Genomic DNA, 21,409 nt, shown 5'->3' on the forward strand with positions numbered 1-21,409 from the left:
CCGTGCGGCCCTGCCGGACAGGTTCGTTCGATGGCGCGGCGCCGCCGCGCTGTTCATCAGCGGACCGTCGCGCCGAAGGCGGTGCCGCCTGCGGGGATACCGCCTTCGCCGGGCTTGAAAGTCTGGGTGGGGGCGCCGCCGCTCGCGACGTTCCACGGGAACAGGTGGACGGCGTGACCGGCCTGCGGGCCGTAGGGCATGCCGACGTACAGCCCCGCCGTGGAGCCCGCGAGACTCAGGCCTGCCAGCTGCACCGGGGCGGGCTCGCCGGGAATGCCCTGTCCCGGGTCGATCCAGGAGTCCGACGCGCCGGGCGCGCCGACCATGGGAACGACGTGGACACCGCCCTTCTCGCGGTGCTCCTCGGCCGACTCCTCACCCGGGACGCCGATCGCCAGGCGCGCGGTCGTGCCCGATGTGGTGCTGTTCGGGGCGGTGTTGACCGCGGCGAGGCGCCGGCCGAAGAAGTCACCCGGTTCGCCCTCCTGCTCGACGTTCGCCGTGTCCTGCGCGATCCACGCGATCTCGGTGAACGTCCCGGACGCGGTGACCCGGAAGACCTGCACCGCCCCCGCGTCGACGGTGGAGGACAGGTCCTCCCCCGGCACGCCGACCGCGAGCAGCGACTCGTTGGTCACCGTGGCCCCGGACGCCCGGTACGGAACCATCGCGAGGGCGGTGGCGAAGCCGTCGCCGAACTCCTCCGCGCCGGCGACGTCGCTCTGGTCCTGGCCGAGCCCGAAGAGGGGCTTGGGCCAGCCGGACACGAGCGTGTGGCTGAAGACCGTGGCGCAGCCGGCGAAGGTGGTGGTGGAGAGGGCTTCCCCGGGGGACCCGATCGCGAAATGGGTGGGGGTGGCCGCGAGCGACGTGCCGAACCGGTCGTCGGTCTCCGCGGAGCCGGGCACCGCTCCGCCGGCGTTCTCGAAGTCCTGGTTGATGCCGGCGACGGTCTGTACCGTGCCGTGGATGTAGACCGCGCCCCCGGCGTCCTCGACCGTGCCGATCGACTCGCCCGGGATGCCGGCGATCAGGTACGGGACACCTGTGGAGGTCTTCCCCCCGGCGAGCGCGTAGCCCACCCAGTCACCCGCCTCGGCCGCCCCGGCGAGCGTTCTTCCCTCGCCCTGGATGTGCTCCTTGGGCACCTTGCCACCGTTGAAGCCCGCTGCCGAGCCGTAGACGATGTGGACCGCGCCGGCGTCCGCGGCGGTGCCGATGTCCTCGTAGGGCATGCCGACGGCGAGGTCGGCGCAGCCGTCCAGGTCGGCGTCGTAGACCGCGAGGGCGAAGCCGTACCGGTCACCCTCCTCCGGCCCGCCCGGAACGTTGGGCGAGTCCTGCGTGAGTTCGTAGGTTCCCTTGCCGCCGCCGTAGACGATCCGCACGAGCCCCGCCTCCGCCCGGTCGGCGACGGTCGCCTCCGGGTCGGCGATCGCCGTGTCGCGGATGCCGTCGCCGTTGAAGTCCGACTCCACGCCGGAGCATCCGGCGGCGACCGCGGCGACCGGCGCAGGGGCGAGCCCGAGGGCGGACGCGGTCAGGACGAGCGCGCTCGCGGCGAGCGCGCCCCGTCGCCGGACCGGCCGCGAGCGCGGGCGTGTTGGACTGCTCACTGATGTGATCCCTCCCCTGGGCCGGCGGCCTCTTCCGCCGGCTGTCCGGAGGCACAGTGCGGACGGTCCCCGCCCGGACCTGCCGGCCGTGCGCGGGGCGCACCGGAGCACTGCTGCCTTGCCCTGTCCTTTCCGGGACAGGGCGGGCCCTGTGGCCCGTCGGTCCGCCCAGCGCGGGCGGTGCGACGGGCCGTCAGGGCCGTGGGGTCCGCGTACCGTGCGCGATCCGCCAGGTACCAAGGAGGACCGCCCCGGGGTGCCCCCCGGGGCGGTCCTCTCCGGCCGTACGCCGGCTCAGGTCACTGCGTCCGGACGGCCCGGGTGGCGAAGTGCACGGGATCGAGCCGGAAACCGGGCTGATCGTCCGTGAACCGGGACACCCCGACGGCCACCTTCGAGCAGACGACCCAGCTGAGCGAGTCCTCGCTGCGCAGCACGAGTGCCAGCAGCGGGTTCGGACGCGGCTTCAGAACTCCCGTGGCGGCGATCTCCGCCATGACGGTGTCATCAGCCGTCTCCAGGCTGAGGCCGCGGAAGGACCGGCCGATGTTCATCCGCTCCACGGCTTCGAAACGGAGACCGATCGGTTCCATGTCCTGTCCCTGTCCACCCGGGGTACGGATGAGGAGCTGCGAGTGCCCCACCCCGTAGATCCACAGGCGGAACCTGAGTGGACTCGACCAGAGGACGTGCCCCCCGGCGTTCGGGCCGTCATTCAAAGGGATTCGCCACCTTTCTCCCGTTGCGGTACCAGGTGACCCGGTTCCAGGCACCCGAGGACTGGCTCAGCCGGTACATCTCCCAGCGCGTCGCTCCCTGCATCTCCGGGGCCGGCTTGAGCGAACTTCCCAGCTTGGCATAGGCCACGGGGTCGTCGATGCCGTCGAGGTTGACGTGGATGCGGGTCTTCCCGTCCTTGAGGAAGTTGTTGATGTGCTCGTACCACCAGGAGCTGTCGTCCCACTCCTTGTACGTGGTGGCCCCGCGCTCCATGGCGAAGATGTCCAGGGCCATCTCGTCGCCGTCGACATCCTGCTTGCCGAGGGCGATGTCGTCGCAGTTGTGGACGAGGACGGGAGTCGTCCCGGCCGCCACGTAGTAGGCGTGGACGCCGGCGATGGTGAGGTCGTGCGTGCGCTGCCGCTGGTCGAAGAAGTCCTGACCGGTGAGCTGGATCCGCCGGCCCTCCGGAGTGAGCAGCTCCATACCGGGCCGCAGGTCGCCCGCCTCGATCCACTTCTGCTCGGACGCCACCCAGAAGGGGTGGGTGACCGTAGTGGTGAGCCGGGAGACGCCGTCGGGGGCGGCGACCTTCAGCTCCACGAAGTGCTTGTCGTCCTCCGTGACGATCGTCCGGACGACGTCGCGGGCCGAGTTCTCTCCCGTGCCGGGGTCCGTCACGGTGACCTTGTCACCGAGTACGACGTCCTTGATCTGTTTGGTCGACCCGTCGGCCATCAACACCTTCGCGGCGGGCAGGAAGCTGTGGTTCTCACATGAGTCCTTGTCCCGTTTCCTCTTGTCCTCCTTGGCTTTCGCCTTCTTGGACTTCTCGAGGGCGTCCTTGGCCTTGTCGACCCTCTTCTCCGCCTTGCGCAGATTGCTGATCGAGTCGTACAGGTCGTCGATCAGCGAGAGGGCCTTGTAGACCTTCTTGCCCTTGATCAGCACCTTCAGCGCCGATCCGAGCAGGAGGGACGCCACTTCCGCGGCGGCCTTCAGGCAGGTCCCGATCGCGGGGTTCGAGGCGCAGTCCTGCAGCGCGCTGACCCCGACGATGTCCTTGACCTCTTCGATGATCTTCTCGGTCACCTGCGAGACGGCGTACTCCGCGGCCCGGTGGTTGGACTCCGCCGCCGCGACTTCCTTCTCCTCCTCGGACGGCTGGGGCTTCGGGTCCCCGAACTCCCATCCGTTCGGGCCCATACGGCAGGTGATGAGCCCTTCCCAGCACTCGGCGGGAATCGCACCCGTCGGGTCGGAGAACGTGACGGGAGAGTTGTTGGCGTACGCGTAGCCGTTCATCTGCTGCGCGTTGCCGAAGTCGATCAGCGGGTCGACGGAGATGAACTTGCCCAGGGACGCGTCGTATTCACGTGCGCCCAGGTGTGTGAGCCCCGTGCTCCTGTCGAGCGTGCCTCCGACGAAGCCCTTCTCGTTGGGCCACGAACCGGGCTCCGCACCACGTGCGTTGCCGTACGGGTCGAAACGCCTCTGCGTCACGGCGCCGGTCGTCGCGTGGACGGACAGGTCACCGGTGTTGTGGTGGTCGGCGGACAGGAAGGTGACCATGTTGTCGTCGGTGCGTACGGCGACGTCCTGGCCCGCGTGCGAGTAGGTACGGGTGGCTTCGGCCTTGGTGGCCCCGGGCTTGAGGCGCAGCTCCATGCCCGGCAGGTAGACGGTGGTGCCGTCCGCGTCCTTGCGCTTGAGGCGGTCACCGTTGGGGCCGTAGACGAAGGTGGTTTCCGACGCCTCGTTCTGCGGAGTCGTGACGTCGTCGGGGTGTGCGACCTTGGTCAGCTTGCCTCCGACGTCCCAGGACAGCGTCTCGGTGTTGCCGCCGATGGTCCGGGTCTCGGTGTTGCCCGCGGCGTCGTAGCCGTACGAGGACTGGCGGTCGCCTGTCGGCGTCTGCTCGACGACCTTGGTCACCGCGTGCGGTCCGGCCGGGCCCTCACCGTAGGTGAAGGTCCGGGTCACGTCCTTGGCCGCGTCCAGGCCGATGTCGTGCGACACGTCCTGGGTGCGGTTCCCGATCTCGTCGCTCCGGTACGACGTCCAGTAGGCGGCCGGGCCTCCGAGGGCCTGGCTGCCCGGCGCCGCGGAGCACGCGGCGGGCGCGGTTCCGTCGACGGGCGCGGTCGTGCCGACCGTGCCTGAACCCGTGGCCGCCTCGGTGTTCGCGGCCGGGGTCCACGCCTCCGACAGTCGCCGGTTCTGGTCGTACTGGAAGCACTGGACGTCGGGCGTCGGCGCCCCAGCGCCGATGTCGGAGATGGCGAGGACGTTGCCGGACTTGTCGTAGCTGTACCCGGTCTCCTTGACCGGTCCGCCCGTCGAGCCCGCGACGTCGACCACGGAGCGGGTGACGCGCTTGGTGCCGCGTTCGTAGTCGAAGGTCTGCCAGACCTTCTTGCCGCCGGTGTTCTGCTCCAGCTGCAGCAGATCGGTGGTCGGCGACCACACGGTCCCCGTGATGTACGTGGACAGGCCCTGCATGGTCACGGGACGCTGAAGTTCGTCGTACCCGTAGGTGAGCACCTCGGCCTGGAGGCCGCCGGCCGCGGGAAGGCCCGCGGTCTGGACTGTGCCGTCCCTGTTGTAGGTGTTGGTGAACAGATAGGTGCCCGCCAGGGCCCCCTCGGAGGCCGGCACGACGTGGGCCGTCTTCAAGGGCCGGTACTGATCGTCGAATGCCTGGACGGCCGTTCCGAAGTATTCGGTGGCGCTGGTGTACCGCAGCGACGCGTACTGCTTGCCGAGCGCGCCGACGCGGTCGTAGCGGTTCTCCGTGAGCTTCTTGCCCCCGGAGACCGGACCGTCGTAGGTGGCCAGGACCCTGCCGAGACCGTCGTAGGCCGTCGACACGGTGGTCCTGCGACCCTCGTGCGTGACGGACACGACCCGGTCCGCGTCGTCGTAAGCGGTGGTCTTGGTCCCCGCGTCCGGGTCGACGCTCTTCACCTGGCGGCCGCGCTGGTCGTAGTCGAAGGACCAGACGTTCTGCTGGGCGTCGGTCACCGTCTCGAGCTGCCCGGAGGGGGTGTAGGTGTACTTCGTCGCGGTGTACGACGAGGGGCCCGAGGACAGCGGGCTGCCGCTCTGGTACTGACGCACCTCCGTGACCTGCCCGGACGCGTCGGTCAGCGAAGTGGTGGGCACACCGCCCTGCGGCGGGACGACGTGGGTACGGTCGCCTTCGTGCACGGTGGTCGTACGCCACTGCTCGACACCGGCCACCGCGAAGACGGTCGCGGTCAGACGCCCCATGTCGTCGTATTCCTGGCGCGTCTGCGACTCGACCTCGCCGTTCCGCACGATCAGCAGCTGATCGGACGGCGCTCCGGCGGCGTTGTAGGTGTCATAGGCGACCTTGAGCTTGCCGCGGCTGTCGTAGAAGGTGTCGGCCACCAGCCGTGTGCCGTTCGGCCCCTGGGCCTGGCGCTGACGCGCTCTCATAAGGCTGTCGTAGAGGCTGTACTCGGTGGAGTACGAGCCGCCCTCCTCGACGATCTCCGTCTTGACGGCCAAGGGTGCGTCCTTGCGGACGAGGTAGCTGTACTTGGTGTTGGGGGTCTGGTTCTCCGCCTTCTTGCGGTCCTGCAACCAGACACCCGAGATGCGTCCGAGGCCGTCGAACGTCATGTCGGTGCGCTTGCCGTTGGGGTCCTGCTGGCCCTTCGACTGCCCCCAGGCCGGCTCGTAGTCCGTCAGGGTGGCGTGGCCGAGGCTGTTGGTCGCCTTGACCTGCGTCGTCAGTCCGTTGACCATCGTGTAGCTGGTCGTGGTGCGCCCCGAGCCGGGGGTGGTGGCGGACGTCGGGCGTCCGTAGCTGTCGTAGCCGTTCTTGAAGGACTCCTGGTAGGTCGCCGTGGTGCCGTCGTGCGACGCCAGACGCTCGGCGGACGTCTCGAGACCGCGCGTCGGGGCCGCGCCGTGGGCCAGGTTGTCGTAGTAGCTACGGACGTCGGAGAGCACCTGGGTCCTACGGTCGGGCGTGACCGAGCAGGCGACGGACACCTCCTCCACCCGCTTGACGCGGTCGAGGAAGTTCTGACCCGCGCCGGTGTTGTCCGCGTACCAGGTGCGGGTACAGGTGTCGTCCTTCGCGGCGGCGTCCTTCTCGGCCTGGGTGGCCCCCGCCGGGACGACCCGGCCGAAGTCGTTCAGCTGTGTGACGCGTCCCGTGCCGGTCGCCGTGTCGTACGTCGTCTCGGAGCGCGACTCGCGCCATCCACCGGCCTTGAGGGCGGTGAAGCCCCGCGTGACGGAAGGCTTGACGAGCGTCGCCCGCAGGGTGCCCCAGCTCTTGGTCTGGGTGGCGCTGTGATGCTTCCACGGCTTCTTGATCACCTTGGTGGCGACCGCACCCTCGTTGAACGCCTGGGTCTCGAGCTCGAAGCCGGTGAAGTCCTCGTCGTCCGTGTGAACGGTTCCGGTGGAGTCGGTGACCGTGGCGGCGACCGTACCGCCGCCGGCCTTCTTGTCACCGTTCAGGCCCTGGAAGTACGTGTAGTCGACGCGGCTGCGCTGCACGTCCTCCGAGCCGCTGGTGACCGTGACCTTGCCGTATCCCTGCCATTCACCCCAGGTGAGGAACTTCTCGGGGGTGATGCCGTCCGGCTTCGAGTGCCGCCAGCCCGCGGGGCCGTTGTAGTCGTAGCGGGTGACCATCTTGTCGCCGCCGCCCGTGCGGTCCGTCTCCACGATCTCGGCCACGACGTACTTGTGGAACCAGTCGTCGATCGGTTCGATGTGCCCGGGGGCCGCCCACTTGACGGGGTAGCAGCGCTTGGTCGACCCACCCGGCTGCGGCAGGGTGGGCACGGTGCATTCGGCGGGGGCGAAGTTGATGTCCAGCTGGGCGCCGGTCTCACTGATCACCGTCGCCAGACGGTAGCGCTTGAACGGTGCGATGTTGTCGCCGATCGCGTCGACCCGGTTGTCGAGCTGCTCGCCGAAAAGCTCCAGCGAGGGCACCTTGGCCACGGTTCCGACCCGGCCCTCGTGGTCGATCCGGGACAGCCACAGCGTCTTCGAGTCGTCACCGTTGTCCAGGAACAGGTGCGTGAACAGCCAGGCGTCGACGTCCTGATAGGCCGTCGCGTCCTTGCGCATCTGGGTGACGACGGCCTTGAGCCGCTTCGTGGTGAAGAACGTCGGCGAGACCTGGTCGGAGCCGCACTTGACCGACGCCTTGCACTCCCGGTCGATCGGCACGTCCGGCCAGCGTGCGGCATTGGCCGATGTCCGCTTGCTCTCGTCACAGTCGAAGGAGGTGTCCGGCAGACAGCGCTCGGTGACGTCGAAGACGACGCGCGCCGGTGCCTTGGCCGCGTACGCCTGCCCGTCACGCTGACCGTAGTCGATCCGCTTCAGGTACCCGCCGCGGTCGTACGCCGTGCCGTTGACGTCGGTCTTGCTGTTCAGGGCGTAGTGGTTGACCTCCTTGGCGTAGTAGTGGGAGACGACGTTGTCGTGGGGGTCCTTGACGTGGTCGAGGTTCCAGCGCCAGGCCTGCTTGCAGTGGGCGCTGGTGAACGTCGCGTTGTAGCAGGGCTCCCCGGAGTCGTCGCCGAAGACGGGCAGCGTCCACACGGACGATGTCTCTTCGTTGCCGGCCGCCCAGCCCGGAAGCCGGTTCAGACCGAAGTAGTACTCCTTGCTGTCCGGGGTGGTGATCCGCCAGTGCTCACCGTCGTTGTCGCCGTTGGTGGCTCCGGTCAGCTTCTCCACCTTGGAGCCGTCGGAGTTCGACAGCCGCCACTGGCCGGTCGCGTCGTCCTTGATGATCTGGGACGCGCTGCCGTTGAGCATGATGGTGGCGTTGTCGAACGCCCAGCACTGCTCGGCCGAGCCGTCGTGGCCGTCCTCGGTGCACGGCTTGTACTGACGCTCGATGTACCCGGACTCGTAACTGAAGCCCTCACCGATCCAGGAGCCCTGGTTGTTGGTGGCGGACGTACGCCCGTCGATGGACTGGGACTGGTACGAGAGCCCGACGGACGGTGCGAGCCCTCCGGCCACCGGCACCGTGCGCATGGGGTAGGACCAGGAGAAGCCACCGGTGGAGCGCGCGACGCTCCAGCTCGCCGACGGCGAGAGGGAAGTCGCTCCGTAGGTCCCCTGGGACGAGGAGGTCCCCGCGGCCAGTGCCACGAGGGACGCGCCCTGCACCGCCATCGTGGAGGTGCCGGCCGGGTCGGCGGCCGCGGCCGTGATCTCGGCCGACGCGGTGTTGCGCACCGGGTCGTTCTCTGTGGGCAGCGGGGTGGCGAGCTCGGGGCACGCCTTGCTGCCCGGCTCGGCGACCGCGGCGCACGCCGGCAGCTGTACGAGGCGCAGCCGGGCTCCGTAGGAGCCGCCGTATGCCTCGTCGAAGGCCGAGTAGTCCACGGACAGGCGGACCTTGGCGCCGGTCTTCGCGTCGTCCGTACGCTGGACCCGCAGTACCGCACCGGCACCGAGGTCCGCGGCCCGCTTCGCAGGCAGGACGTCGACCTTGACCCGGCCGGGCCCTGACTGCGCGCCGGAGGCCGCCGCGCGGCCCGTCTTCGCCTTCGGCCGGACGGCGGCGACCGCCACAGGCAGGCCGCCGACCTCGACGGCCCGCGCGGTGCTCGCGGCCACGGCGACCTCGCCGCTGCCTCCCTTCGGCCAGGTGGCCTTGTCGAGGCGGGTGACGGCGGCCTTCTTCGCCGGGTCACCCGGCCGGGGCTTCGCCTTGGCGTCCCTGCCCTTGAGCGGGTCGAGATCCTGGACGCCGGGCCGGCCGCGGCCCGGTTCCTCGATCGGCACGGCCTCGACCGTGGTGCCGGTCAAGGCGATGGTCACCCCGAGGGCGGTTGCTGCGAGCAACCGCCCGGGTATGCGCCGGTTCATCAACCGGCCACGAAATGGCATCTCGTGTCTCCGCACGTAGATAGGGATGGGACAGGCAACGGGCGGGTGTGCCGGGCAGTCCGGCACACCCGCCCGTTGGGATCACATGTCCGGCACAGCCATCGGGTTGGACATCTGCTGGATCGCGGTCTTGTCCGCGGCTCCGCTGTAGACACGGACCTCGTCGATCGCGCCCGCGAAGTACTCGCTGCCGCCGCCGAGTGCCGAACGACCCACCTGGAGCGCGCCGGTGGCGGCCCACAGGGTGTCGTCGCTGCCGTGCGCGATGTCGGCGAGCATGCCGTTCACGTACAGCCGGATCTCGTTGGCGAACGCGTCGTACACGACCGCGAGGTGCTGTCCGGCCGGGTCGGTGTCGGGCAGTTCCTGGTCGTCGGTGAACGACTTCACCGACGCGGTGGCCGAGTCGGACTCGGCGACCGCGAGCTCCCACATGGACGGGGTCTCCGCGTCCGGACCGGGCCGATAGCGCACGGTGAGCCGGTTGGCGGCCGTGCCGGGCAGTGAGAGCACGGTCTGGGCCTTCTCCGGGTTCAGCGTGGTGAGCTGGGTGCGGGCCGTGACCGTGAAGCTCGCGGCTCCGGTGACCGGGGCGGTCGCCGTCGTCGCGTAGTCCCCGTCACCGTCGAGGACCATGTGCCCGTTCCCGACCATCGGGAAGGGGTCCGCCGAGAGCGGGTCGGTGGGCGCCAGGTGGATGGAGGCGTTGCCCGCCAGCGTCAGCGCCTGCCCCGCCCCCGTGTCCGGGGACGAGCCCGAGGTGGCCGAGTCGAGCTGCCAGTAGTTCTTGCGCTCGGGCTTGACGGTCATCATCTCCGCCACCTGCGCGGCGGGCAGGACGCGGTCGAAGACGCGGACCTCGGCGAGGTCACCGTGGAAGTTGTCGCGGTAGCCGCTCTTCGCCGTGGTGCGGCCCAGCTGCAGCGGGCCGTAGGAGCGCCACACCGAGCGGCGGGAGGCGACGCCCTTGGAGTCCTTGTTGATGTAGAGCCGCAGTTCGGACTTGGTGGCGTCGTAGACGCCGGTCAACAGGACCCACTGGTCGGGGACGACGCTGACGCCGGTGGCGACGGCCTTCCACTCGCCCAGCGTGTCCACGTCGGTCACCGGAACGGAGAACGCCCAGGTGCCGGCCGTCTGGTCGTAGCCGAGCGTGAAGCCCGGCTCGCCGGTGCCGTCCTGGCTGACGACGGCCATGTCACGGGTGGGCGTGCCCTTCGGGCGGACCCAGGCGCTGACGCTGAAGCTCTTCGAGGAGTCGAGGACCGTCTCGTTGACGTCGGCGTAGGCGGCGGAGGTGCCGTCGAAGCGGGCGGCGGAGTCGACCTTGCCGCCGGGGCCCTCCACCCCGAAGGTGACACCGGTTCCGGCGTCCGCGGAGAAGGCTCCGGTCTCGTCGTGCGCCTCGGTGCTGGTCGGCGCGTCGGCGAGGTTCCACTGGGCGGCGACGGGCGTTCCCTCGGTGACGAGGAACTCGTAGTGCGCCTTGGTGCTCGGGTTCTCCGCCTTGTCGACGGCGATGACGTCGACCCAGTGACGTCCGGCGCGCGTCGGCATCCAGCTCACCGTCGCCGGTCCACCGGCCGAGGTGGCGTTGACCGTGGTCGTCGGCGTGGCCGTGCTGTCGAACGCGTAGCGGTACTTGACGACGTCCGTGTCCGGCACGGAGTCGTTCGGGTTCGGCGAGAAGGTGAAGGAGCCGTAGGTGCCGACGCCGTCGTGGTAGACGGTGTCGGACGGGTACTGCTTGGACAGCACGTTCGGCCTGCCCGGCAGCGTCCGGTCGTAGATGAACTCGCAGCGGACGGAGTCTCCGTCGTAGCTCCACGGGCCGTAGCCGTCACCGTCGTAGGCGCGGGCGCTCCAGTAGATGACGGTGTTCTGCGGGATGGTCGACTTCACGGTGTGTGTGAACTTGGTGCCGGAGGTCGGTGCCAGCCAGGAGGGCGTGAGGTACGTGTAGCTCTTGGCCTCCTTGGTGACCGGGTCGGTCCAGTCGACCTTGAACTCGACCTTGACCTTGTCGGTGCTGCTGCTCGTGTGGTCGGGGTCGCTGGCCACGGCCTGGAGCTGCGGCGGGACCTCGGCGTACGGACGGCCGGCGCCGGAGGTGCAGACACCGCCGGGGTTCTGCGACAGCGTGGTGATCTTCCGCGGCAGGTTGTTGTAGCTGATCGACAGGTACGCGTTGCCGCAGATCCGCTTCCACTCGGGCAGCCGGGTCTCGTCGGCGGCGCGCAGACCGAGCGTCATCGAGGACCAGCCCTCGGCCGCCGCGGTCTTCACCTCGCTGGTCAGCTCACCGGTGGCACCGGCCTCGAAGTGCAGGTTGGCCTGGCTCGAGCAGCTGGTCGGCGAGATGGCCTTGTCGACCGTGCCGATGTGGTCCAGCCAGTCGTCCGAGGTGTTGGACCAGCTGGAGGAGGACGTGATGCTGTAGTTCTTGCCGCCGATGCGGTAGAGCCGGATCGGCTCGGCGGTCGGCGAGGCGCTGTAGATGTGCTCGACGCGGGCGGAGAAGGTCGCGCCGAGGATCTGCTTGCCCTTGTAGAACGACATGGGCATGGTGAACAGCAGCCGCCGCACACCCACCCCGTTGCAGGACACCGGGCTGTAGTCGGTGGGGCACTTGCCCACACCGGCGCTGCCGGAGTACTTCCAGTCCTGCTCGCTCGGCATGCCCGACATCACGCCGGTCCACGCGGTCCGCGAAGTGGTGCGCTGGATCGGGTCGATGACGACCGGGAAGACGGTGTCCTTGCCCTTCAGCAGCTTCTGGTCGGGCACCAGGGACAGCTTGCCCTTACCGACCTCGAGGCCGAGAGGTGAGGTCCTGCCACCGCCGCCGGGGCCGGCGAGCGCGGCCTCGGGTGCGACGGACGGGGCCGGGGCCGCGTCCGCGGACGCGGCGGCGAGCGCCTTGGAAACGGCCTTCGGGCCCTGCTTCCTGGCCGCAGCCTCCTTGACGGCGGCCGAGTCCCACATCACGGGCCTGCCGGCCTCGAAGACGGTGCCGCCGACGGCGGCGTCCTCGGCCTTGAGGGCACCGGTGGCGTCCTCCTTGACCTTCAGACCGTCGGTCTTCAGACCGAGGTCGAGCCTGGCGAGGCGCGGATCGGCGGCGGCCTCCGGGGTCTTGACGACGAGGAGGTGGCCGAAGCCGTCCGCCTCGGCGCGCACCGCGAGGTCGACGCCGGGCAGGGCGTCCCGGTAGGTGGCGGTGTCACCGTCGAGGACCGGCGCGGGAAGCTTCCCGTGCGGCCAGGTCAGCGACAGTTCACGGCCCGCCTGGTTCATGGTGACGAACGGCTTGCCCGCCGTGCCGTCGGAGAACGACAGGCCGACCGCGGCCGCCTTCGGCGCCACGCTGCCGTCGGCGCCCCGGACCAGGGTCCGGTCGATGTCGACCCATGAACCGCCCTGGAAGGTGCGGATCGGGTCGGTGTACTCGCGGGCCGTGAAGGTGCCGTTGGGCTCGGCGTAGATCTCCCGGCGTGCCGTGCGCATGCCGAGGATCTCGATCTTCTTGCCGCTCTTCTTCGCGACGGCGAGCGCCTCCGCCTCCGTCTGCACGGGGCTGCCGGTGCCGACCGCGGCCTGCTCGGGTGCGGCGTCGCTGCCGTCCGAGGCGTCCGGCAGCGCGTTGAAGCCGCCGGTCAGTACGGCGCCGGCCGCTACGGCGGCGATCGCGCCGCGCAGCACGAGGCCGCGTCGTATACGTCTGGACACGTGTCCGTTCTCCCTGTCGTTCATCAGCGGACCGCCGCACCGAATGCGGTGTCACCGGCGGGAATTCCGTCCCAGCCGGGCTTGAAGGTCTTCGTGGGGGCGCCGCCACCGGCCGTGCCCCACGGGAAGAGGTGCACGCCGTGGTCCGCCGCCGGCCCGTAGGGCATGCCGACGTACAGCCCAGCGGTGCTGCCCGAGAGGCTCAGGCCGGCGAGCTGGGTGGGCGCGGGCTCGCCGGGGATGCCCCAGCCCGGGTCGAGCCACGCGTCGGACGCTCCGGGCGCGCCGACCAGGGGGACGATGTGGACGCCGCCCTTCTCCGGGTGCTCCTCGGCCGACTCCTCACCGGGGACGCCGATGGCGAGCCGGGTGTTGGTTCCGGAACTGGTGCTGCCCGGGGCGGTGTTGACGGCCGCGAGGCGCTGGCCGAAGAAGTCGCCCGCGTCGCTCGCCTGCTCGACGTCGGCGGTGTTCTGCTCGATCCACATGTGGGACGTGAAGGAGCCCGCGGCGGTGACGCGGAAGACCTGGACGGCGCCGGCGTCGACCGTCGTGGAGAGGTCCTCACCCGGCACCCCCACGGCGAGGAGCGACTCTGTGGTCGATGTCGCCCCGCTCGGACGGTAGGGGACCATGGCGAGCGCCGTTCCGAATCCGTCGCCCACCTCCTCGGCGCCCGCGACCGCGTCCTGGTCCTGGCCCAGCCCGAAGAGCGGCTTCGGGTGACCGGACGAGAGGGTGTGGCTGAAGACGGCCACTCCGCCGGCGAAGGTCACCGTGCCGAGTGCCTCGCCCGGTGTCCCGACGGCGAAGTGCGTGGGTGTCGCGGCGAGCGAGGCGCCGAACCGGTCGTCGATCTCGGCGTCCCCGGGGACGGCGCCGCCGGTCTCGACGTTCTGGCTGATGACGCCGACGACGGTCTGCGCGGTCCCGTGGATGTAGACGAAGCCTCCGGCGTCCTCCACCGTGCCGATGGACTCCCCCGGCACTCCGGCGACGAGGTACGGCGAGCCGGTGGACGTCTTGCCCGCGACGAGCGCGTAGCCGAGCCAGTCGCCGGGTTCGGCGGCGCCGCCGATCGTGGTGCCCTCGCCCTGGAGGTGCTCCTTGGCGGCCTTTCCGCCGTTCAGACCGGCGGCCGAGCCGTAGACGATGTGCACCATGCCGGCGTCGGCGTTGGTGGAGATGTCCTCGTAGGGGGCGCCCACGGCCAGGTCGGCGCAGCCGTCGGCATCGGCGTCGTAGACGGCGAGTGCGAATCCGTACTGGTCGTCCGGTTCCGCGCCGCCCGGGATGCCCGCGGTCTCCTGGGACAGTTCCATGGCGCCCTTGCCGCCGCCGTAGACGATGTGGACCTTCCCCGCCCGGGGCACGGTGCCGACGGTCGCCTCCGGGTCGGCGATCGCCGTGTCCCGGATTCCGTCGCCGTTGAAGTCGGACTCCACGCCTGAGCAGGCGGCGGCGACGGCCGCGGCGGGCGTCACCGGCCCGGCGCCCAGGGCCGAGGCGGTCAGGACGAGCGCGCCGGCGGCGAGCGCCGTCCGTCGTCGCGTGGTGCGTCGTGGCCGACGCGTTGGACTGGTCACTGCGTTGGTTCCTCCCCTTTGCTGCCGGCGGCTTCCGCCGGAGGTTCTCGGCGTCGGCGCCCGTGCGGCGCCCACGTGTGTCGAGGGGCCGGTCCGGGGACGGAGCCGTTCGCGGTGGGGGGCCCGGCGGCGGTCTTCACGACGGGCACACGTGGCCGAGGGCACACCGGGTCGGGGGACTGCCCTGTCGGGAACTCCGTTACGGAGGCAGCTCGTCGGTCCGGGGCGCACGAGGCCCACCGGCACGGCACGGTCCACCAGCGCCGTGGCCCTTCGGCCACGGCGCGGACCGGCCGCCTGCCGTCAGCTCAGGTACGCGCCGAAGGCGACGCCGCCCACCGGGATCCCGCCCTCGCCGGGCCGCCAGCTCTGCGTCGGCGCACCGCCGTTGGGCGTGTTCCAGGGGAAGGCGTGGACGGCCCGGTCGGCGACGGGACCGTACGGGACACCCACGTAGAGCGAGCCGGGGCTCGTGCCGAGGCCCATGCCCGTGAGCATGCGGGGCGCGCGGCCGGCGGGGATGCCGTTGCCGGGCGAGAGCCAGCTGTCGCCGGCGCCGGGCGCGCCGAGCAGCGGCAGGATCTGCACGCCGCCTTCCTCCGGGAACTCCTCGGAGGACTCCTCACCCGGCACGCCCACGGCGAGACGCATCGTGGCCGCGGTGCCGGTCGCGGTAGGGGCGGTGTTGACCGCGGCGAGGCGCTGGCCGAAGAAGTCGCCTGCCTCTGCCTCGCCCTCGGTGTCCGGCTGGTTCTGGTCGATCCAGGTGATGGGCTGGACGGTGCCGTCCGCCTTGAGGTGGTACGTGTGCACGGCGCCGGCGTCGACGGTGGTCGCGAGGTCCTCGCCGGGGACGCCGACCGCGAGGAGCGAGTCGGAGTTCGATGTGGCGCCGGCGGGGCGGTAGGGCGCCATCGCCAGGGACGTGCCGTACTGGTCGCCGGCCTGTGCGGTGGTGTCACCGCTGCCGCTGCGGCCCTGGCCCATGCCGAACAGCGGGGCGGGGATGCCGTAGGTGTTGATCGACGGCCGGAAGGCGACCACGGCGCCCGCGAACTCGACGTTCGTGGAGGTGGTGGCGATGGACTCGCCGGGTGCGCCGACGACGAAGTGGCGGTCGGTGGCGGCGATCGACGCGCCGAAGCGGTCGTTGGGCTCGGGGTCCTCCCAGACGCCGGTGCTGTCCTGGGCCACGTGCGCGACGTTGTAGGCGGTGCCGTAGACGTAGTGGAACATCCCCATGTCCTTGCCCTCGGCGCCGTCCTCGCCGGGCGCTCCGATCACGAGGAAGGGGATGTTGGTGGCCGACCTGCCTGCGGCGACGGCGTATCCGACCCAGTCCTCGGCCTCGTAGCCTCCTGCGAGTTTGCCGTCGCTGCCCTGCCGGAAGCCGATGGTGCCGAGCCCGTTCCCGGCCATGCCGGCCGGTGAGCCGTAGATCAGGTGGACCAGGCCCGCGTCCTTGACGGTGCGGTCGGCCAGGTTGATGTCCTCGAAGGGGATGCCGACGGCGATGTCGCTGCATCCGTCGGAGTTGGCGTCGTAGACGGCGTAGGAGAAGCCGAACTGGTCGCCTGCCTCCGCCCCGTCCGAGACGTTCGGCGACGCCTGCGAGAGCGCGACCGTGCCCTTGCCTCCGCCGTAGACGATGTGGATCTGCCCGGCGCGCTCCTGGCCCGCGACCGTGGCCTCCGGGTCGGCGATCGCGACGTCGCGGATCCCGTCACCGTTGAAGTCGTGCTGGGCGCCGGCGCAGCCGGTGGCGGCGACCGCCTGTGTCAGCGGTGCCGCGCCGTTTCCCAGGAGGGTGACGGCGCAGGCGAATGCCAGCGCCGTCACACCACGGGTCGTTCGTGTGCCGATGTACGGCATAGTTCCCCCACCCCGCGCGCCGTGCCTCCGCGAGGAGCGGCGACGGCCTTTCGGTTGACCGGTCGTCGGGGCGTTCCGGCTCTTGGCCAGGAAAGCCCCGTGCTCCGGCAGACCGTGTCCGAACACGGAGAAGCGTTTCCGCAGAGCCTCCCCGCCCCGCGGGCTCCTCACCGCCCGGTTCCCTGCCCCCACGATCCACGGAAGCGGAACGGGACTATGGCATGGCCACGTCGATCATCACAAGATCACATGTCCGACATGGAGCCATCGGTCACGAACACAGGTTGGTCACACGGTCTTTGACGTGGCGTCACAGTTCCTTCACAAAGGGATACGTGCGCGCGTACCGGAAACAACGGACGTGCGGCCGCCCCGAGGCGCGGCCGCACGGATCCCCCGCCCTACGCCGGGTTGCCGTCGTGGGTCGGGGTCGGGTCGGGGTCCCCCAGGCCACGAAGAGGTTGTCGGACCCGGCCGGCCGCTGCTGCTCGGCCAGGCGCTGTGTGTCCGTCATGGCGTGGCCCCTGCGGCCTTCATGCACATCGAGTGCGATCGTGAACGCCGTACCGGGCGAGGAAGCCAGGGCGTCCCGCGGACACGTCAAGGCTCGCGGTTCACGGCATGAAGAAGGGCACCCCCTGCCCGGATACCGGTGCGACCCGGTCCCCGGCACAGGGGGTGCCCTCACCACGCACCGACGGCCTCGCGGCCCTCGTCGGAGATCAGCGCATCAGCACGCCCGCGTCCTCGGCCGCCGTCTCCGTCGGCACGGCGACGAGCCCGAGGTCCGTACCCGCCGGCAGCAGACGGTGCGCCGGCAGGATGCGGACCGTGTAGCCGAACGGGCCCGTGCGGTCCAGCGCGAGGGGCCCCTCGTACACCCAGCGCCCCTCGAGGTCCGGGCCGCTCGCAGGCTTCAGGGGGAAGGTCTGGGCGTCGCGGATGGCGTCGTCGGAGTCGACGCGGCCGGCGACCACCTGCACCTCGACGTCGTCCGGCTGGAGTTCGCCGAGCGCCGCCTGTACGCGGAGCGTGAGCGTCGAGCCGAGACCCGCCGACGCCACGTGACCCGCGGCCGCGTCCTGGTCGACGGCCTCCACATGGTCGACGGTCACCTGGCGCCAGACGGAACGCACCCTGGACTTCCAGGCCGCGAGGTCCTGGGCGCTGGTGGCGTCCAGGGCGCGGTGCGCCCGCGCCGCCGGGGCGTACAGCCGCTCCACGTACTCGCGCACCATGCGGCCCGCGAGCACCTTCGGGCCGAGGGTGGTCAGGGTGCGGCGGACCATCTCGATCCAGCGGTCGGGCAGCCCGCCGGCGCCCCGGTCGTAGAACCGCGGGGCGACCCGGTCCTCGATCAGCGAGTACAGCGCCGCCGCCTCCAGCTCGTCGCGGCGGTCCTCGTCGGTGGACGCGCCGTCGGCGGTGGGGATCGCCCAGCCGAAGTCCGGCTCGAACCACTCGTCCCACCAGCCGTCCAGGACCGAGAGGTTGAGGGCCCCGTTGAGCGCCGCCTTCATGCCGCTGGTGCCGCACGCCTCCAGCGGCCGCAGCGGGTTGTTCAGCCAGACGTCGCAGCCCGGGTAGAGCTTCTTCGCCATCGCCATGCCGTAGTCGGGCAGGAAGACGATCCGGTGGCGCACCCGCGGGTCGTCCGCGAAGCGCACCAGTTCCCGCACCAGCCGCTTGCCGCCGTCGTCCGCCGGGTGGGCCTTGCCGGCGACCACGATCTGGATCGGCTGGGTGGGGTGCAGCAGCAGCTCCGTCAGCCTCTCCCGGTCGCGGAGCATCAGGGTGAGCCGCTTGTACGAGGGCACCCGGCGGGCGAAGCCGATGGTGAGCACGTCCGGGTCGAGCACCCCGTCGATCCAGCCGAGTTCGGCCGCGCCCGCGCCGCGCTGGCGCCAGGAGGCGCGGAGCCGCTCCCGCACCTCCATGACCAGCTGTTCGCGCAGCGACCTGCGCAGCTCCCAGATGTCGGCGTCGGGGATGTTCCCGACGGAGTCCCAGCGCCCGGAGCCGCCCACGGAGAGGGCGTCCTCCGCACGGCTTGTGCCGATCTGCCGGGCGCCGAGGCGGAACACCTCCGGCGCCACCCAGGTCGGGGCGTGCACACCGTTGGTGATGGAGGTGATGGGCACCTCCGCGGCGTCGAATCCCGGCCACAGTCCGGCGAACATGCTGCGGCTCACCGCGCCGTGCAGTTCCGAGACGCCGTTGGCGCGCTGGGCGAGCCGCAGTCCCATCACGGCCATGTTGAAGACCCCGGGCTCGCCCCCCGGATAGGTCTCCATGCCGAGCTGCAGCACCTTGTCGACGGGTACACCCGGCAGTTCCGCGCCCTCGGAGAAGTGGCGTGCGACGAGTTCGCGGTCGAAACGGTCGATGCCGGCCGGCACGGGGGTGTGGGTGGTGAACACGGTGCCCGCCCGCACCGCCTCCAGCGCCGCGTCGAAGCCGAGACCGCTGCCGCCGTGCTCGGGCGGCTCGCCCAGTTCGCGGATGCGTTCGAGGCCGAGGAAGCCTGCATGGCCCTCGTTGGTGTGGAACACCTCCGGCGCGGGACGGTCGGTGAGGCGGCAGTAGGCGCGGACCGCCCGCACTCCGCCGATGCCCAGCAGCATCTCCTGCAGCAGGCGGTGCTCGCTGCCGCCGCCGTACAGCCGGTCGGTGACGTCGCGGGCGCCCGGCCCGTTCTCCTCGATGTCGGAGTCGAGCATCAGCAGCGGTACCCGGCCGACCTGCGCGACCCAGATGTGCGCGTGCAAAGACCGGCCGCCCGGGAGGGCGAGGGACACCCGGGCCGGGGTGCCGTCCACCTCACGCAGCAGACTCACCGGCAGCTCGTTCGGGTCGAGCACGGGGTAGTGCTCCTGCTGCCAGCCGTCCCGGGACAGGGACTGGCGGAAGTAGCCGTGCCGGTAGAGCAGACCGACCCCGATCAGCGGTACGCCGAGGTCGCTGGCCGCCTTGAGGTGGTCGCCGGCGAGGATGCCGAGGCCTCCGGAGTACTGCGGCAGGGCGGCGGTGACACCGAACTCGGGTGAGAAGTAGGCGATGGCGGCGGGGAACGCGGGGGTGTCGGGGCCGCCGTCGCCGCCGTTGGACTGGTACCACCTGCGGCCGTGCAGATAGTCGTCCAGGTCGTCGGCCGCGGCGGCGAGTCTGCGCAGGAAGCGCCGGTCTTTGGCCAGTTCGGCCATACGGGTGGCGGACACGTTCCCGAGGAGCCGTACGGGATCGCCGCCGACGGCCCGCCACCCCTCGGGGTCGACGGTCCGGAAGAGCTCTCGGGTCTCGGTGTGCCAGGACCAGCGCAGATTGCGTGCGAGGTCGCTGAGCGGCCCGAGCGGTTCGGGGAGGACGGGGCGGACGGTGAATCGACGAATGGCCTTCACAAGTTCACCTTCGCAGGGCAGGTACACATCCGAGCGGACGCAGGACGGTGCGTCCTTTTCCGTCATTTCCGACGGTATCGGTCCGCGCCCTCCGTAACCACGGCGCACGGGTGTCGCACCGGCGCGTTGGCGCACCCGGCGCGTAAACGGCCGTCAGAAAAGTCCGGTTCCCCCTCCATGACGGGCCGGTCTCTTTTCGTGTGTCTTGTGCGACCCCGTACGTCCTAGTAGTTAACACATCACCGGATTGCCCACCCGAAGGGCGTGGGAAGGCTCACCCGGTACGCAGGCGAGCACCCCCGATCGGCCTCCCTACCGTCCACCCGAGTGAACGCGGACAGGAGCGGACATGCCCGCAGCCCGCCAGTCACCGTTTCAGCAGATACAAATAAAACTCAGTCAAATGAGACCCACCCCGCACAAACGAGACATCCCGCTCGACCCGACCTGCCCGCACAGCCCTCAGGTGATGTTGTGAACTCGCTCATCGGTCGCATCCCCGTCCTGGACGTCCGCCCACTCGTCGACTGCGGCAGAAGGCCCGCGAAGGCCGTGGCGGGTGAGACCTTCCAGGTCACCGCCACGGTCTTCCGCGAGGGCCACGACGCAGTCGCCGCCAATGTCGTGCTGCACGACCCGAAGGGCCGCCCCGGTCCCTTCACCCCCATGCGGGAACTCGCCCCCGGCACCGACCGGTGGGGAGCGGAGGTCACCCCCTCCACGGAAGGCCACTGGACGTACACCGTCGAGGCCTGGAGCGATCCCGTCGCCACATGGCGCCACCACGCCGGCATCAAGATCCCTGCCGGGATCGACACCGAGCTGGTCCTGGCCGAAGGGGCGGAACTGTACGAACGCGCCGCGGCCGGGGTCCCGAAGAAGGACGGCAGGGAGACCGTGCTCGCCGCCGCCGACGCGCTGCGCGACACGGCCAGGCCCGCCGCGGCCCGGCTCGCCGCCGCGTTCGCGCACGACGCGGACGCCGCCCTCTCCCGCCATCCGCTGCGCGAGCTGGTCAGCTCCTCACCGCCGCTGCCGCTCCAGGTGGAACGCCGGCGGGCGCTCTACGGCTCCTGGTACGAGCTGTTCCCGCGTTCGGAGGGCGCGGTCGTCAAGGAGGGCGAGCCGCCCGTCTCCGGCACCTTCCGCACCGCCGCCGAACGGCTGCCCGCCGTCGCCGCGATGGGCTTCGACGTGGTGTACCTGCCGCCGGTCCACCCCATCGGGACCACCCACCGCAAAGGCCCCGACAACTCGCTCACCGCCGGCCCCCACGACGTCGGCGTGCCCTGGGCGATCGGCTCCGCCTTCGGCGGGCACGACGCCATCCACCCGGACCTCGGCACGCTCGCCGACTTCGACCACTTCGTGACCGCCGCCCGTTCGCTGCGCATGGAGGTCGCACTCGACTTCGCCCTCCAGTGCTCCCCCGACCATCCCTGGGTCAAGGAGCATCCCGAGTGGTTCCACCACCGTGCCGACGGCTCCATCGCCTACGCGGAGAACCCGCCGAAGAAGTACCAGGACATCTACCCCATCGCGTTCGACGCGGACATGAAGGGCCTGGTCCGCGAGACGGTCC

8 protein-coding genes are annotated in these 21,409 nt (G+C 70.7%); 1 reads left to right on the forward strand and 7 read right to left on the reverse strand.

The features are described from left to right. Nucleotides 1-56: 56 nt before the first annotated feature. The 7 genes from AB0K36_RS25710 to glgP form a co-directional block, all read right to left on the reverse strand. Nucleotides 57-1,616, reverse strand: a complete 1,560-nt coding sequence (locus tag AB0K36_RS25710; RefSeq protein WP_364598691.1) for an FG-GAP repeat domain-containing protein — start codon at nucleotides 1,614-1,616, stop codon at nucleotides 57-59. Between the two features lie 299 nt (nucleotides 1,617-1,915). After that, the gene (locus AB0K36_RS25715; protein WP_364598694.1) at nucleotides 1,916-2,209 is read right to left on the reverse strand and encodes a hypothetical protein; all 294 of its coding nucleotides are present in this window, start codon (nucleotides 2,207-2,209) and stop codon (nucleotides 1,916-1,918) included. Between the two features lie 118 nt (nucleotides 2,210-2,327). Beyond that, the gene (locus AB0K36_RS25720; RefSeq protein WP_364598696.1) at nucleotides 2,328-9,197 is read right to left on the reverse strand and encodes an RHS repeat-associated core domain-containing protein; all 6,870 of its coding nucleotides are present in this window, start codon (nucleotides 9,195-9,197) and stop codon (nucleotides 2,328-2,330) included. A gap of 126 nt (nucleotides 9,198-9,323) precedes the next feature. Beyond that, nucleotides 9,324-12,971: a LamG domain-containing protein gene (locus AB0K36_RS25725; protein WP_364598699.1), complete on the reverse strand. Its 3,648-nt coding sequence runs from the start codon at nucleotides 12,969-12,971 to the stop codon at nucleotides 9,324-9,326. 23 nt (nucleotides 12,972-12,994) lie between these two features. After that, entirely contained in the window at nucleotides 12,995-14,557 is a 1,563-nt protein-coding gene (locus AB0K36_RS25730; protein WP_364598702.1) for a VCBS repeat-containing protein, read from the reverse strand. 303 nt (nucleotides 14,558-14,860) lie between these two features. Continuing rightward, nucleotides 14,861-16,396, reverse strand: a complete 1,536-nt coding sequence (locus tag AB0K36_RS25735) for an FG-GAP repeat domain-containing protein (protein WP_364598704.1) — start codon at nucleotides 16,394-16,396, stop codon at nucleotides 14,861-14,863. 755 nt (nucleotides 16,397-17,151) lie between these two features. Continuing rightward, complete coding sequence (glgP, locus tag AB0K36_RS25740; RefSeq protein WP_364598707.1) at nucleotides 17,152-19,827, reverse strand: alpha-glucan family phosphorylase; 2,676 nt, start codon at nucleotides 19,825-19,827, stop codon at nucleotides 17,152-17,154. A gap of 474 nt (nucleotides 19,828-20,301) precedes the next feature. Here glgP and AB0K36_RS25745 point away from each other — a divergent pair. Next, nucleotides 20,302-21,409: maltotransferase domain-containing protein (locus AB0K36_RS25745; RefSeq protein ID WP_364598710.1), on the forward strand; the 1,108-nt coding region annotated here is incomplete at its 3' end.

This window comes from Streptomyces kurssanovii (assembly GCF_040677245.1).
In the GTDB taxonomy this organism is placed as follows: domain Bacteria; phylum Actinomycetota; class Actinomycetes; order Streptomycetales; family Streptomycetaceae; genus Streptomyces; species Streptomyces kurssanovii.